The 12,427-nt window shown below is 72.4% G+C and carries 15 protein-coding genes; 5 read left to right on the top strand and 10 right to left on the bottom strand.

Annotated elements, in window-relative coordinates; genetic code table 11:
- Nucleotides 1–73 precede the first annotated feature (73 nt).
- Entirely contained in the window at nt 74–1,024 is a 951-nt protein-coding gene (locus tag ACIBEF_RS26660; RefSeq protein ID WP_396795886.1) for a DUF1775 domain-containing protein, read from the top strand.
- 87 nt (nt 1,025–1,111) lie between these two features.
- Here the strand turns inward: ACIBEF_RS26660 and ACIBEF_RS26655 are convergent, their stop codons facing one another.
- Complete coding sequence (locus tag ACIBEF_RS26655) at nt 1,112–2,032, bottom strand: ADP-ribosylglycohydrolase family protein (protein ID WP_396795883.1); 921 nt, start codon at nt 2,030–2,032, stop codon at nt 1,112–1,114.
- Nucleotides 2,033–2,105: 73 nt separating this feature from the next.
- Between ACIBEF_RS26655 and ACIBEF_RS26650 the strand changes: the two genes are divergently transcribed.
- Nucleotides 2,106–2,795 carry a response regulator transcription factor gene (locus ACIBEF_RS26650; RefSeq protein ID WP_091401712.1) on the top strand — a complete coding sequence of 230 codons (690 nt, stop codon included), beginning with the start codon at nt 2,106–2,108 and terminating at the stop codon, nt 2,793–2,795.
- 29 nt (nt 2,796–2,824) lie between these two features.
- Complete coding sequence (locus ACIBEF_RS26645; protein WP_396795881.1) at nt 2,825–4,228, top strand: ATP-binding protein; 1,404 nt, start codon at nt 2,825–2,827, stop codon at nt 4,226–4,228.
- Nucleotides 4,229–4,467: 239 nt separating this feature from the next.
- On the opposite strand, the gene ACIBEF_RS26640 is transcribed toward ACIBEF_RS26645, so the two are convergent.
- The gene (locus ACIBEF_RS26640) at nt 4,468–5,490 is read right to left on the bottom strand and encodes an adenosine deaminase (protein WP_396795880.1); all 1,023 of its coding nucleotides are present in this window, start codon (nt 5,488–5,490) and stop codon (nt 4,468–4,470) included.
- Nucleotides 5,487–6,281 (bottom strand): trans-aconitate 2-methyltransferase, encoded by a 795-nt coding sequence (locus ACIBEF_RS26635; RefSeq protein WP_396795878.1) that lies wholly within the window; start codon nt 6,279–6,281, stop codon nt 5,487–5,489. The genes ACIBEF_RS26640 and ACIBEF_RS26635 overlap by 4 nt, the downstream gene beginning before the upstream one ends.
- A gap of 83 nt (nt 6,282–6,364) precedes the next feature.
- Here ACIBEF_RS26635 and ACIBEF_RS26630 point away from each other — a divergent pair, with 83 nt between their 5' ends.
- Nucleotides 6,365–7,348 carry an aldo/keto reductase gene (locus ACIBEF_RS26630; RefSeq protein WP_357202597.1) on the top strand — a complete coding sequence of 328 codons (984 nt, stop codon included), beginning with the start codon at nt 6,365–6,367 and terminating at the stop codon, nt 7,346–7,348.
- 88 nt (nt 7,349–7,436) lie between these two features.
- The gene (locus tag ACIBEF_RS26625) at nt 7,437–7,628 is read left to right on the top strand and encodes a hypothetical protein (RefSeq protein ID WP_357235836.1); all 192 of its coding nucleotides are present in this window, start codon (nt 7,437–7,439) and stop codon (nt 7,626–7,628) included.
- Nucleotides 7,629–7,748: 120 nt separating this feature from the next.
- Here ACIBEF_RS26625 and ACIBEF_RS26620 read toward each other — a convergent pair whose 3' ends face one another.
- The 7 genes from ACIBEF_RS26620 to ACIBEF_RS26590 form a co-directional block, all read right to left on the bottom strand.
- The gene (locus tag ACIBEF_RS26620; RefSeq protein WP_030338233.1) at nt 7,749–7,952 is read right to left on the bottom strand and encodes a cold-shock protein; all 204 of its coding nucleotides are present in this window, start codon (nt 7,950–7,952) and stop codon (nt 7,749–7,751) included.
- Between the two features lie 287 nt (nt 7,953–8,239).
- A complete protein-coding gene (locus tag ACIBEF_RS26615) occupies nt 8,240–8,512 on the bottom strand; it encodes a DUF4235 domain-containing protein (RefSeq protein ID WP_357202603.1) in 273 nt (90 codons plus the stop codon).
- Entirely contained in the window at nt 8,509–8,883 is a 375-nt protein-coding gene (locus ACIBEF_RS26610) for a DUF3618 domain-containing protein (RefSeq protein WP_396795875.1), read from the bottom strand. Before ACIBEF_RS26610 ends, ACIBEF_RS26615 begins: the two co-directional genes overlap by 4 nt.
- Entirely contained in the window at nt 8,880–9,314 is a 435-nt protein-coding gene (locus tag ACIBEF_RS26605) for a phage holin family protein (RefSeq protein ID WP_030338239.1), read from the bottom strand. Before ACIBEF_RS26605 ends, ACIBEF_RS26610 begins: the two co-directional genes overlap by 4 nt.
- Before the next feature lie 595 nt (nt 9,315–9,909).
- A complete protein-coding gene (locus tag ACIBEF_RS26600; protein WP_396795873.1) occupies nt 9,910–11,097 on the bottom strand; it encodes a mechanosensitive ion channel family protein in 1,188 nt (395 codons plus the stop codon).
- A gap of 83 nt (nt 11,098–11,180) precedes the next feature.
- A complete protein-coding gene (locus ACIBEF_RS26595; protein WP_396795871.1) occupies nt 11,181–12,002 on the bottom strand; it encodes a DUF1206 domain-containing protein in 822 nt (273 codons plus the stop codon).
- 59 nt (nt 12,003–12,061) lie between these two features.
- A complete protein-coding gene (locus tag ACIBEF_RS26590; RefSeq protein WP_396795870.1) occupies nt 12,062–12,427 on the bottom strand; it encodes a hypothetical protein in 366 nt (121 codons plus the stop codon).

Raw genomic sequence — 12,427 nt, 5'->3', positions numbered from 1 at the left:
GCGCCTCGCGGCCGAACTAGAGGGTGTGGCCGGAAACCGGTACCGGCCACGCCGACACGGATGGGGGCACGACATGGCGAGCACGTACGGCGGTGGCCGTCGGCGGCGGATCGTGGCGGCGACCGCGGTGACCGCCGCTGGGCTGCTGCTCTGGCCTGGCACGGCGTACGCGGCGGACGTGACGACCACCCCGACCGAGGCCCGGCACGGCGAGGCGGTACGGCTGGAGTTCAGCGTTCCGGAGGAGCGGGCCGGCACGAAGACCAAGCAGATCGAGGTACGGCTGCCGGCCGACGCGCCGATCGCCGAGGTCTACCCCATGTCGGTGGACGGCTGGGCGCCCCGGCTCAGCTCCCGCACCCTGGACAAGCCGCTGCCCGGCATCCACTCCTCCGGGGTGAGCACTGTGACGACCGCGGTGACCTGGGTCCGGGTCGGTGCGAGCGACGCGGGGCCGGCTCGGTTGGCGCTCTCCATGGGGCCGATGCCGCAGGCCGAGCGGCTCACCTTCGAGGTCGTCCAGACGTACGCCGATGGCACTGTGGTCCGGTGGGCGGACGCCACCGGTCCGCACCGGGCCCCGGCGCTGACCCTGCTGCCGGCGGCACCCGGCGCGGCGGGACCGGCCGCGCACGGCGGGGGCCACGGCGGCCCGGCGGCCGGTGCGCCCGATACTGCCGGTGTGCCTGGTGCTCCGGACAACGGTGCGGACGTGGCACCGCCGGCCCGATCGGGCGGTGCCGACGAGGGCAGTGCCGACGGGTTGCTGGCCGCCGGCCTGCTCGCCGGCCTGGGCGGCGGCGCGGCGATCGGCTGGTTGCTCAGCCGGTGGCGCCGACGCGACCCGGGAGAGGCCACCGCACTCGCCGAGGTGACCGGCGACCCGGACGAGGCCGCGACGCTGGCCGAGATCACCGGCCGCGGGACCGACACCCCAACGCCAGACCCGACGCCCACCGACCCGCAATCCGCCAACCCGCAGTCCGCCGACCCGCAGCCGGCTGTTCCCGCAGCATCGCGTTGATCCACTCGGGTTTCAGGAACCCGCGGCACCCCGCGGCCCGGACGACCCGATTTGCAGGAAGCCGAGGTGATCGCGGGCCGCCCGGGCTCAGGGGAGCCAGGTAGGTAGCGGTTCGCGGGCGGCCAGCCACTTTTCGGGCACTCCGCCGGGGGTGCCGACGCCGGTGTGCGCCGCCACCACCGCTCCGGCGATGGCCGCCGTCGTGTCCACGTCACCACCGGCCCGTACGCACGTCTCGATGGCCGCCGGATAGTCGTCGAGGTGGGTGGCGGCCACCCAGAGGGTGAACCCGACGGTGTCCTGGGCGGTCACCCGGGAGCCGTTGCCGAGCTCCGCCACCACCCGGGGCAACGGGCGGCCGAGCAGCCCGGCCGCCCGGTGTACGCCCCGATGCACCTCGGTGCCCGGGTCGAGCGCGGCGGCGATCCCGGCGAGGAGCCGCTCCGGGGCCGGCCGGTGTCCGTCGAGGCGGGCCCGGGCGGCCAGCGCGGCGGCGACGGCGACGGCGACCGCCCCGGCGATCCCCTCCGGGTGCGCGTGCGTCACCTCGGCGGACGCGCGCGCCTGTGCCGCGGCGCGCGCTGTCGAGTCGGCGAAGTACGCGCCCAGCGGGCCGACCCGCATCGCCGCGCCGTTGCCGCAGGAGCCCTGCCCGTCGAAGGCGGAGGCGGCGGCCAGCGGCCACGGGGTGCCGGCGCGGATCAGCCCCAGGATGAGCATCGCGCCCGCGCCGTAGCCTCGCCGCTCGGTGCATCGCTGCGCGAAGGAGAGTGCCAGCCGGTCCCGGTCGATGCCGGCGGAGTCGGCCAACTGGGCGAAGACCGAGCAGGCCATCTCGGTGTCGTCGGTCCATTCCCAGGGCGCCGGCGGCAGCGCGTCGGCGGCGAGATCCACTGGCGCCGGCGCCGGCAGGAAGTACTGCGCACCGAGCGCGTCGCCGGTGGAGAGACCGGCGAGGCTGTCCCGGGCGAGCGCCAGGCGGGCATCGGCGAACAGGGTGAACGACATCGTCGTACCAGCTTGCCCGGTCGCCAGGCACGCCGCAACGCGATCAACTTGCCAGGCCAAGTACGGTCTTGTCGTGGCCTCCGTGCTCCTGGTCGAAGACGATCACGTCGTACGCGGCGCGATGTTGCGGTCCCTCACCGACCGGGGGCATGCCGTGCACGCCGTGGGTACGGCGTTGGACGCCCTGCGTCGGGTGGCCGCGGAGACACCCGACCTCGTGGTGCTCGACCTCGGCCTACCCGACCTGGACGGCTCGGACGCGCTGCGGATGCTGCGTGGCATCACCGACGTTCCGATCATCATCGCCACCGCCCGCGACGACGAGCAGTCGGTGGTCAAGCTGCTGCGCGCCGGCGCCGACGACTACATGGTCAAGCCGTTCACGGGCGCACACCTGGATGCCCGGATCACCACAGTGCTGCGCCGGGCCGGCCGGGCCAGTCGGTCCGTGCAGCCCGCCGTGCACAGCGTCGGCGGGCTGCGGGTGGACGTGGGCGAGCGCAGCGCCCAGCTCGACGGGGAGCCGCTGGCGCTGACCCGCAAGGAATTCGACCTGTTGGCGTATCTCGCCGCACGACCTGGGCGGGTAGTGTCCCGCCGGGAACTCTTGGAGGAGGTATGGCGGCAGCCATCGGTCGGCGAGGATCAGACAATCGACGTTCACCTGTACTGGCTCCGCAGAAAGATGGGCGAGTCCGCGGCGAAGCCGCGCTACCTGCGCACCGTGCGGGGGGTCGGATTCCGGCTGGTGGCACCGGACTGAGGACGGCGCTGGCCCTGCTCACGGCCGGCATGTGCAGTCTCGTCGCGCTCGCGTTCCTGATCCCGCTCGGGCTCAGCCTGCGGGAGCAGAGCCGGGACGAGGCGATCGCCGACGCGGCCCGGCGCAGCGCGCTGGTGACCGGCGCGCTGGCGGTCAGCACCGACCCGGCGGTCGTCGAGCGTGCCTTGGTGGCCAGCGCCGAGGGCGCACCCACCCGGCCCGTGGTGCACGGGTTGGGGTTGGACGAATCCGCTGGTCGTGCCAGCGGCAGTGACCTGGACCGGGCCCGCTCCGAACGCCAGTCGCTCGTCGTCGACGTCGACGGGGGTGTCGCCCGGCTCGACCCGGTGGTGCTCGGTGACCGGACGGCCGTGGTCGAGGTGTTCCTTCCGGAGTCGACGCTGGGCGAGGGCGCCGGCGGCACCTGGTTGCTGCTGTTCGCTGTCGGCGCGGCGATGGCCGGCGCGGCGGTGCTGGTGGTCGACCGGGTCGCTGCCCGCGCGGTGGACGCCACCCGCGGTCTGGTCAAGGCCGCGCTCTCCATCGGCGACGGCGACCTCGGCGTACGCGTCGAGCCGACGGGTCCGCGCGAGCTGGCCGAGGCCGGGTACGCCTTCAACCGGATGGCGGACCGCCTGGACGCCGCCCGCACCGACGAGCGGGAGTTGGTGGCCGACCTGTCGCATCGTCTGCGTACCCCGCTGACGGTGCTGCGGCTGGACGCGGAGGCGTTGGAGTCCGACGACACCAGCGTGGGTTCGTTCAGCCCGGCGGAGTTGGACCGGCTGCGTGGGATCCGGCGGATCCGGCAGGCGATCGTCACCCTGGAGGGTGAGATCGACGTGCTGATCAAGACCACCCGCAAGACGGTGGCGCTCGAGGCCGGGCCGGCGATGTGCGACGTCAGCGAGGTGGTCCGGGACCGGATGGTGTTCTGGGCGGCGTTGGCCGGCGACCAGAACCGGCCGCACCGGGTCAACGGCGCCCAGCTGCGCATCCCGGCGCCGGTGCCGCGGGCCGAACTGGCCGCCGCGCTCGACGCGGTCATCGGCAACGTCTTCCGCTACACCCCGCAGGGCACCGCGTTCGAGGTGGCGGTGTCCCGGCGCGACGGTTACGTGGCGATCCGGATCGACGACGCCGGCCCCGGCATCGCCAACCCGGACCGCGCGCTGCGCCGGGGCGCCAGTGACCAGGGCTCGACCGGACTCGGGCTGGACATCGCCAAGCGGGTCGCGTTGCAGGCCAACGGCTCGGTGAGCATCGACCGCGCCCGGCTGGGCGGGGCCAGTGTGGTGATGCTGCTCGCCGATCCGGAGGCGACGCCCCGGCAGGTCAGCCGCTTCGGTCTGGTCGGTCGGATGGCCCGCGACGCCCGGGACACGAAGGCCACCCAACGTCGCTGGCCCCGCCAGCGCCCCACCGACGACTGACCGGCCGGGCCCGGGGCTGTGCGCCGGCGCAAGTCTTCCTTAGATCGCGGTTAACGACCGCGTTGGATCGGCCGTGGGCTGACAGGATTCAGGGCACGAACCCACCAGTTCCACCGGCCGAGCGCACCACGCACCCACGGCCGGTGGAGCCGCGCGCGCGGCGGGAGTCACAGGTCCCCCCACACCCACGCTCCCGCCGCGCGCCCTGCTCAACCAACCGGCCCGGCCGGCCGTCCAGCTCAACCGGCGGTGGCGAGGTACGCGTCGATCTCGGCGAGGATCCGCTGCTGGCCGGCGGCGTCCAGGAAGGACGCGGTCACCGCGTTGCGGGCCAGCCCGGCCAGTCCCTCGACACCGACACCGAGCAGGCGGGCGGCCACCGCGTACTCGTCGTTGAGGGTGGTGCCGAACATCGGCGGGTCGTCGGAGTTGATGGTGACCAGCAGCCCGGCGTCGACGAGCTGCCGCAGCGGGTGCTCGTCGATGGTGGCGACCGCCCGGGTCCGCACGTTGGACGTCGGGCAGACCTCCATCCCGATCTGCCGCTCGGCCAGGTACGCGAGCAGCTGCGGGTCCTGTGCGGCGGAGATGCCGTGCCCGATCCGCTCGGCACCCAACTCGTTCAGCGCGTCCCAGACGGTCTGCGGCCCGGTGGTCTCCCCGGCGTGCGGCACCGAGCGCAGCCCGGCGGCGCGGGCCTGGTCGAAGTAGGGCCGGAACTGCGGTCGGGGTACGCCGACCTCCGGGCCGCCCAGACCGAAACTGACCAGCCCGTCGGGGCGCTCGTCCAGCGCGATGCGCAGCGTCTCCTCGGCTGCCGGCAGGCCGGCCTCGCCGGGGATGTCGAAGCACCAGCGCAGCTCGATGCCGAAGTCGGTCAGGGCGCGCTTGCGGGCGTCCTCGATGGCCTCGCAGAACGCCGGCGCGGGAATGCCCCGTCGGACGTGCGAGTACGGGGTGATGGTCAGCTCCGCGTACCGGACCTGTTGGCGGGCCAGTTCGCGGGCCACCTCGTGGGTGAGGATCCAGACGTCCTCCGGGTCGCGGATGAGATCCACGACGCTCAGGTAGACCTCGATGAAGTGCGCGAAGTCGCGGAACTCGAAGTAGCTGGCGAGCGCGTCCGGGTCAGCCGGCACGGGGGTGCGCCCCTCGTGGCGCGCCGCCAGCTCGGCGACGGTCCGGGGCAGGGCGGAGCCGACGTGGTGCACGTGCAGCTCCACCTTGGGCAGGCCGGCGATGAAGGTGGACAGGTCGGTCACGGATTCTCCTGGGCATGGTCGCCGGTGCGGGCGACGACGAAGACACGGCGGAACGGGAAGTACACCTGGCCCTGCCGCACCGGGTACGCCGCGGTGAGCCGTACTCCCAGCTCGGCCCGGAAGGCGGACCAGCCGGCTGCGTCCAGTGCGGCCCGGACCGGGCGCAGCGCGGTGCCCTCCATCCAGGCCAGCACCGGGTGCTCGGCGGCGGGTCGAGCCGGCAGCAGGTGCACGTAGGTAGTCTCCCAGGCGTCCACCGCGCAGCCGACGGCGGTCAGCAGCGCCGCGTAGTCGGCCGGGTCGTCGACCGGGTCCGCACGCAGCAGCGGGGCGACCTCGGCCCGCCAGGTCGGCCGGTCGGCGACCTCCCGCAGGGCGCGGTGCGAGTCGGCGGCGAAGTTGCCGGGGACCTGCATGGCGAGCCAGGCGCCGGCGGGCAGATGGGTGGCCCAGCGGCGCAGCAGCTCCTGGTGGCCGGGAACCCACTGCAGGACCGCGTTGCTGACCACCACGTCGTCGTCGCCGGTCGGCCGCCAGTCGCGCAGGTCGGCGACCGCGAAGTCGACCGGCGCGCCGAGGGTCTCGGCCCGCTCGATCATCTCGGCTGAGGAGTCGAGGCCGCGCACCCGGCTGGTCGGCCAGCGTTCCGCGAGGAGGGCGGTGAGCTGGCCGGGGCCACAGCCGAGGTCGACCACCGCCCGGGGGCGCTCGGCCGGGATCCGGGCGAGAAGGTCGTGAAACGGCCGGGATCGCTCGTCGCCGAAGCGCAGGTAGGTCGTCGGGTCCCACATGACCGCCCCCTAAACCGTACGTCCGTACTGCTGACGGTACGGCTCGCGTGGCAGGGTGGCAACCCGGTCACTAGGCTCGGGGCATGGAACAGCGCAGCTTCAACCGGCTCGGCCGGACCGTTGGCGCGGTCGGCCTGGGCGCGTGGCAACTCGGCGCCGACTGGGGCACCGTCAGCGAGGACGACGCGATGGCGGTGCTCGCCGCCGCCGTGGACGCCGGGGTCACCTTCCTCGACACCGCCGACGTGTACGGCGACGGCCGCAGCGAACAGCTGATCGGCCGCTTCCTGCGCACCAGACCCGACGCCGGGCTGACCGTCGCCACCAAGATGGGCCGCCGCGTCGAGCAGCGGCCGGAGGCGTACACCCTGGCCAACTTCCGGCAGTGGACCGACCGCTCCCGGGCCAACCTGGGCATGGACACCCTGGACCTGGTCCAGTTGCACTGCCCGCCCACCGAGGTCTTCGCCTCCGACGAGGTCTTCGACGGTCTGGACACCCTCGTCGCCGAGAAGGCCATCGCCGGGTACGGAGTCAGCGTCGAGACCTGCGACCAGGCCCTCACCGCGATCGCCCGACCGGGGGTGGCGAGCGTCCAGATCATCCTCAACGCGGTCCGCCACAAGCCCCTGGAGCAGGTGCTGCCGGCCGCAGCGGCAGCCGGCGTCGGCATCATCGCCCGCGTGCCGCTCGCCAGTGGCCTGCTCTCCGGCCGCTACGACGAGCACACCGAGTTCCCCGCCGACGACCACCGCAACTACAACCGGCACGGCGCCGCCTTCGACGTCGGCGAGACGTTCTCCGGAGTCGACTTCGATCGAGGTCTGGCCGCCGTACGCCGGCTGGCCCCGCTCGTCGACGCGGACCGCACGATGGCGCAGTTCGCCCTGCGCTGGGTGTTGGACCAGGCGGGCGTCACAGTGGTCATCCCCGGCGCCCGCGACGCCGACCAGGCCCGACGCAACGCCGCCGCGGCGGACCTGTCCCCGCTCACCGACGAGCAGTTGGCAGCCGTCCGCGACACCTACGACGAGCTGATCCGCCCGCAGGTGCACGACCGGTGGTGACCCGCGCGCCCGGGGTGCTCGCGTCACGCCACCCGGCCGGCGACGCTGGACGGCGACGCGCCGCCCCGGGCGGCGGAGAGGGGACGCGATGAGAGGTTGGCTTCCACTCACCCTCGGCCTGCTGGCCGTGGTGATCGGTGCGGTGTGGACGGTCCAGGGCCTCGGCTACGTCAGCGGCAGCGTGATGACCGACGAGAAGATCTGGGCAGTGATCGGCCCGATCGTGACGGTGGCCGGGCTGGTCGTGCTCTGGCTCGGCCTGCGCTCGCGTCGACGCTGACCGCTCGCCACAGCGGCGAGCCTGAGCAGGCGAAAGCCCCGCACCCAACCGGGATGCGGGGCTTTACCGTGACCCGTGAGCCGGATCGTCCCACTGGCCGGCGGGGGCCGGCCGTCCTACTCAGATGGGACGGACCTGCTCAGCCTGCGGGCCCTTCTGACCCTGAGCAATCTCGAACTCCACCCGCTGGTTCTCCTCCAGCGAGCGGTAGCCGCTGGTCTGGATGGCCGAGAAGTGGACGAACACGTCAGCACCCCCACCATCGACGGTGATGAAGCCGAAGCCCTTGTCAGCGTTGAACCACTTCACGGTTCCCTGAGCCATGTGTATCTCCCTCGAAAAACTGGCGGCCGTGCACGCCGTCCGGCCGATTGGCCGTTTTTGAGCAGCGGTGCCTGAGGCGGCCCCACGAAGGAGACTTCTCTCAACCCACGCCATCTCGCAACAGCGGGGACCAGCAAATCACGGAGGTAAAAAGTCTGTCACGACCTCTCCGACGAATTTCTCCGACATGTGACCTGACGGATGCCTCAGGCGCGCTGGGCGGCGTGCGATGCCATGCGAAAGCCCCCTTCCCATCGATGCGGGAAGGGGGCTGAAGTCGCTGCTGGTCAGTCCGGCCAACTGCCGGTCATCCGGCGTACGCCGACCGCGCCACCCCGGTCCACTGCGGCCCGGACGACAGCGAAGATGGCCCCCTGCAACGCCGCGGCGGCCAGGATCTCGCCCCAGCCGCGATCCTCGTCGGTCGCGTTGGGCGCCTCACCGTCGCCCGCGGTGACCTTCCAGACCTGCCGGAAGATCGCCCCGGCCACCGTGCCCGCGGCGATACCCAACAACACGCCGACCGGCCGGTACGCGACCCTGCCGATTTTCTTGCTCACCGACGCCTCCCCCGCACGATCATCAGCACCACCACGGTGGCCACCGCGCCGGCGGCGATGGCCGCCCACGGCACCGGGTTGCGGCGCACCAACTCGCTCTTGTCGTACGCCTGAGCGCGTACCAACTCGCCCTTTTCGTATGCCTGCGCCCGCGCCACTCCGGCGCCACGCGCGGCCTGCCCGCGGACCCGGGCGACGGTCTGCGCCGCCTGCTCCCGCATCCGCTCCTTGGCCTGCTCGGCGGACTCCTTGAGACGCGCCTTGACGTCGGCCTTGGCGGCCAACGCCTCCATCGTCTCGCCCAACTCGACCCGGGTGCGACGGATCTCCTCGCGGAGGGCCTCCGTGTCGCCGGTCCCGTTACCGGTCATTGCCGCCCCCTGTCCTTCACCGCGGCGGTGACGGTGTCCATGTCTGCCCGGAGGCTACGGACCGTGGCCGCCGGCACCGGCGGGACAGCACGGCTGACCTGCTTCTTGCCCACCAGGGCCAGGATGCCGGCCACCAGGAAACACGCCACCGCCACGATCAGCGCCGCCGCCCAGGCAGGCAACACCAGGTCGAGCAACAGGATCGCCGTGGCGACCAGCGCACCCAGACCGAAGAAGGCGAGCGCGCCACCGCCGCCGAACAGGCCGATCCCGATACCCGCGTGCTTACCCTTCTGGGTCAACTCCGCTCGGGCCAGCGTCAGTTCGTCCCGTACGAGGCGGGAGATCTGCTCGGTGGCCCGCTGCACCAGCTCGGCGGTGGAGGGCTCGCTCCCGTTCTGGGATGTGCGGGCTTTCGCCACGTCAGCCATGCTGTCCTCCTTTCCTCATCACCGCGCTGTATGCCCGAAGTCGCCGCTCGTCAATCCTAAAGCGCGCCAGCCAGCTCACCGTCCCGCTTGTCCGGACGCCGCGCCGCTGATCCGCGGCCAGCCGCCACGATCACGCCAGAGACGTCAGGCAGCACATCCCCCACCCAAGCCCAACCAAACCTCCGAAACCAACCACCCACTCCCGCCCCTCCCCCGCTCCCCTCTCCCCGCGCCGCCCGCCTCTCCCCGCGCCGCCCGCCTCTCCCCGCGCCGCCCGCCCTCCCGCAGCGGTGATCATGAGGTTGGCGGGGACAAAGCAGACATCCCCAGCGGTCAACTCCATGATCGTCGAGGTCTGTCGCGCAAGATCGCGCTCGATCCTGGTTGTAGTGGCCTCGGCGGGGATGGAGGCCACTACAACCAGGAAGTTGCGCGATCTTGCAGGGCGGGGCCGGGCCGGGCCGGGCGGGGCGGGGGGCCGGGCGAGGCAGGCGGGGCGGGGCCGGGCGGGGCGGGCGAGGCAGGCGGGGCGGGCCGCGCCGGGTGGCGTGGGGTGCGAGGCGGGGCGGGGTGCGAGGGCGGGGTGGGTGGGGTGTCAGGGGCGGGTTTCTTCGGGGCCTACGAAGGCTTCGCTTCGGGCGTCGCCGTCGTCGCTGCCACCGAAGACACGGGCGTCGTCGGGCGCCTCGGTGTCGGACAGGCGGCGGGCCGGCCGCCTCGGCTGCACCCACTGCCAGGACAGGTTGCTGTTGGCGTCGCCCAGCTCGGTGCGGAGCCGCGGCATCGCCGTCGGGCGGTTGTCCCGAATCCAGGCGACCAGGTGCTCCCGGACGAGACAGCGCAGGTCCCACAGGCTGCCGGCGTCGGCGGCGCTGACCAGCGCGCGCAGCCGGACCGTCCCGCCGGTGGCGTCGGTGACCTGCAGGACGCAGACCCGGCCGTCCCACAGTTCGGTGCCCTCGACGAGGCGGCGCAGCTCCTCGCGCATGATCTGCACGGGCACCGCCCAGTCGACGTCGAACTCGGCGGTGCCGAGCACCGCCGCCTCCGTCCGGGTCCAGTTCTGGAACGGCTTGCTCGTGAAGTACGAGGTGGGCAGGATCAGCCGACGGTCGTCCCAGATCTGCACGACGACGTAGCTGAGGGTCAGCTCCTCGATGCGGCCCCACTCGCCCTCGACAACGACGACGTCGTCGAGCCGGACGGCATCGCTGAAGGCGAGCTGGAGGCCGGCTAAGACGTTGCCGAGCAGGCTCTGTGCGGCGAGCGCGGCCACGACACCGACCACACCGGCCGAGGTCAGCACACCGGCGCCGATGCCCCGCACGCCGGGGAATGTCATCAGCATCACGCCGACGGCCAGGATGACGATGACCGCGATGGTCAGTCGGCGCAGCATCACCACCTGGGTCCGTACCCGTCGGGCGTGCCGGTTGTCCGGTACGTCGACCCGGAACCGGGCCAGCGCGGTGTCCTCCACGACGACCAGCAGGCAGGCGACCAGCCAGGCCACTGTGGCGATGACGCCGAGGATGAGCAGGTGCAGCAGGAGCCGCCGCCAGCTCTCACCGACCGCGTACCCGGTGCTGAAGCGGACGGCGAACTGCACGGCCAGGACCGTCGCGGCGACCTGGAACGGGCGGTGCGCGTGGTCGGTCAACTCGGTCAACAGCAGTGACCGGCGGCCGAACCGCCGGGTCACCCGGTGGACGACTTCGACCAGGAACAGGGCGACCGCCGCCGCGACGAGCGCGGCGACGACCGTTTCGAGATAGTTCTGCACGGCTTCGGTGCTTCCCTTCGATCAAACGACGGGCACTCCGGGCAAAAGCCCAAGAGTGCCCGTCATCCTCAGAATCGACCAGCTCAGACCTTGCGGTACCGGGACTGGAGGAAGCAGTAGACGCCGAAGGCGGCGATGCCGAGGGCGACCAGGGTCAGCAGGAACGTGCCGTACGACTGCTCCCGCAGGGTGTGCAGCGCGGCGTCCAGACCACGGGCCTTCTCCGGGTCGTACTTCACCGCCGCCACGATGACCAGCAGACCGGCGATGCCGTAGGCGACGCCCTTGGCGATGTATCCGGCCATGCCCAGCCGGCGGGCGAGCTGGCGGGTCTTCGGGCTCATCTCACCGGTCTTGAGGTGCTTCTCGAACTTCTTCCGGGCACCGTAGATCGCCAGGCCGATGCCGATCGCGGCGACGACCAGCCCGGCCAGGCCGACCAGCCAGCGGCCACCGCTGGAGGTCATCAGCTTGCCGGTCAACGCCTCCTGCTGGTCGGCGCTGTTGGACCCCGCGTCCTTGAAGACCTTGAAGGCGGTCCAGGCGAAGTAGAGGTAGACGATGGTCCGGCCGGCCGAGGCGAGCCGTTCCATGACCCGCTCCTTGCCGCGCTCGGCGCGGTGCCCGACCGCCGCCTCCAGCGCCTGCCAGATCGCCATCGCGAGCAGGCCGACCGCGACGGCGATGACCAGGAACTTGCCGAGCGGCTGTGCGGAGAGGGTACGCAGCGCGCCGGACTGGTCGCCGTCGTCGGACGACGTACCGAACGCGATCTGCAACGCCAACCAGGCGAAGAGGAGGTGGACGATGCCGTAGCCGATGAAGCCGGCCCGGGCGAGGAGTTCCAGCCACCGGCTGTCCGCCGTACGGGAGGCGGTGGCTTCGGCGCTACGGGTGAGTGACATGGCGTCACAATCTCCGATTCTGAAGATTCCCAAACGTCAGCCACCGCCGCCCGCCCAGGTCAGCTGCCCGGGTTGCGTGATACGCGAATCTTGACCTGCTGGTCGGTCACGCTGTCCAGGGTGACCGCGAAGCCGCCGGCCTCGGCGGCCTGCTGGCCGGTGGTGAGGGTGAGCTGCTCACCGGCGACCTCGACGGTCACCTGGTCACCCTCGGCGCCGACCAGCTTGGCCTCGACGCCCAGGATGGTGGCGCTCGCGTCGACACCCCGCTCGAAGGTGACGGTGCAGGCGTCCAGCCCGCAGTCGGTGGAGGCGCCCTGGGAGCTGCACCCGGCGAGCACGGCAAGGCCGAGCGCCAGACCGGCGAAGAGACCGGCGGCGCGGCGGACGGGGGAAATGGGCAAGGTGGCGGGTCGGTTCGTCAC

Origin of the sequence: Micromonospora sp. NPDC050795, assembly GCF_044456785.1 — a bacterium.
Classification (GTDB): Bacteria; Actinomycetota; Actinomycetes; order Mycobacteriales; family Micromonosporaceae; genus Micromonospora.
The sequence above is the reverse complement of the archived record's forward strand: the minus strand, read 5'-3'. Positions and strand labels throughout refer to the sequence as shown.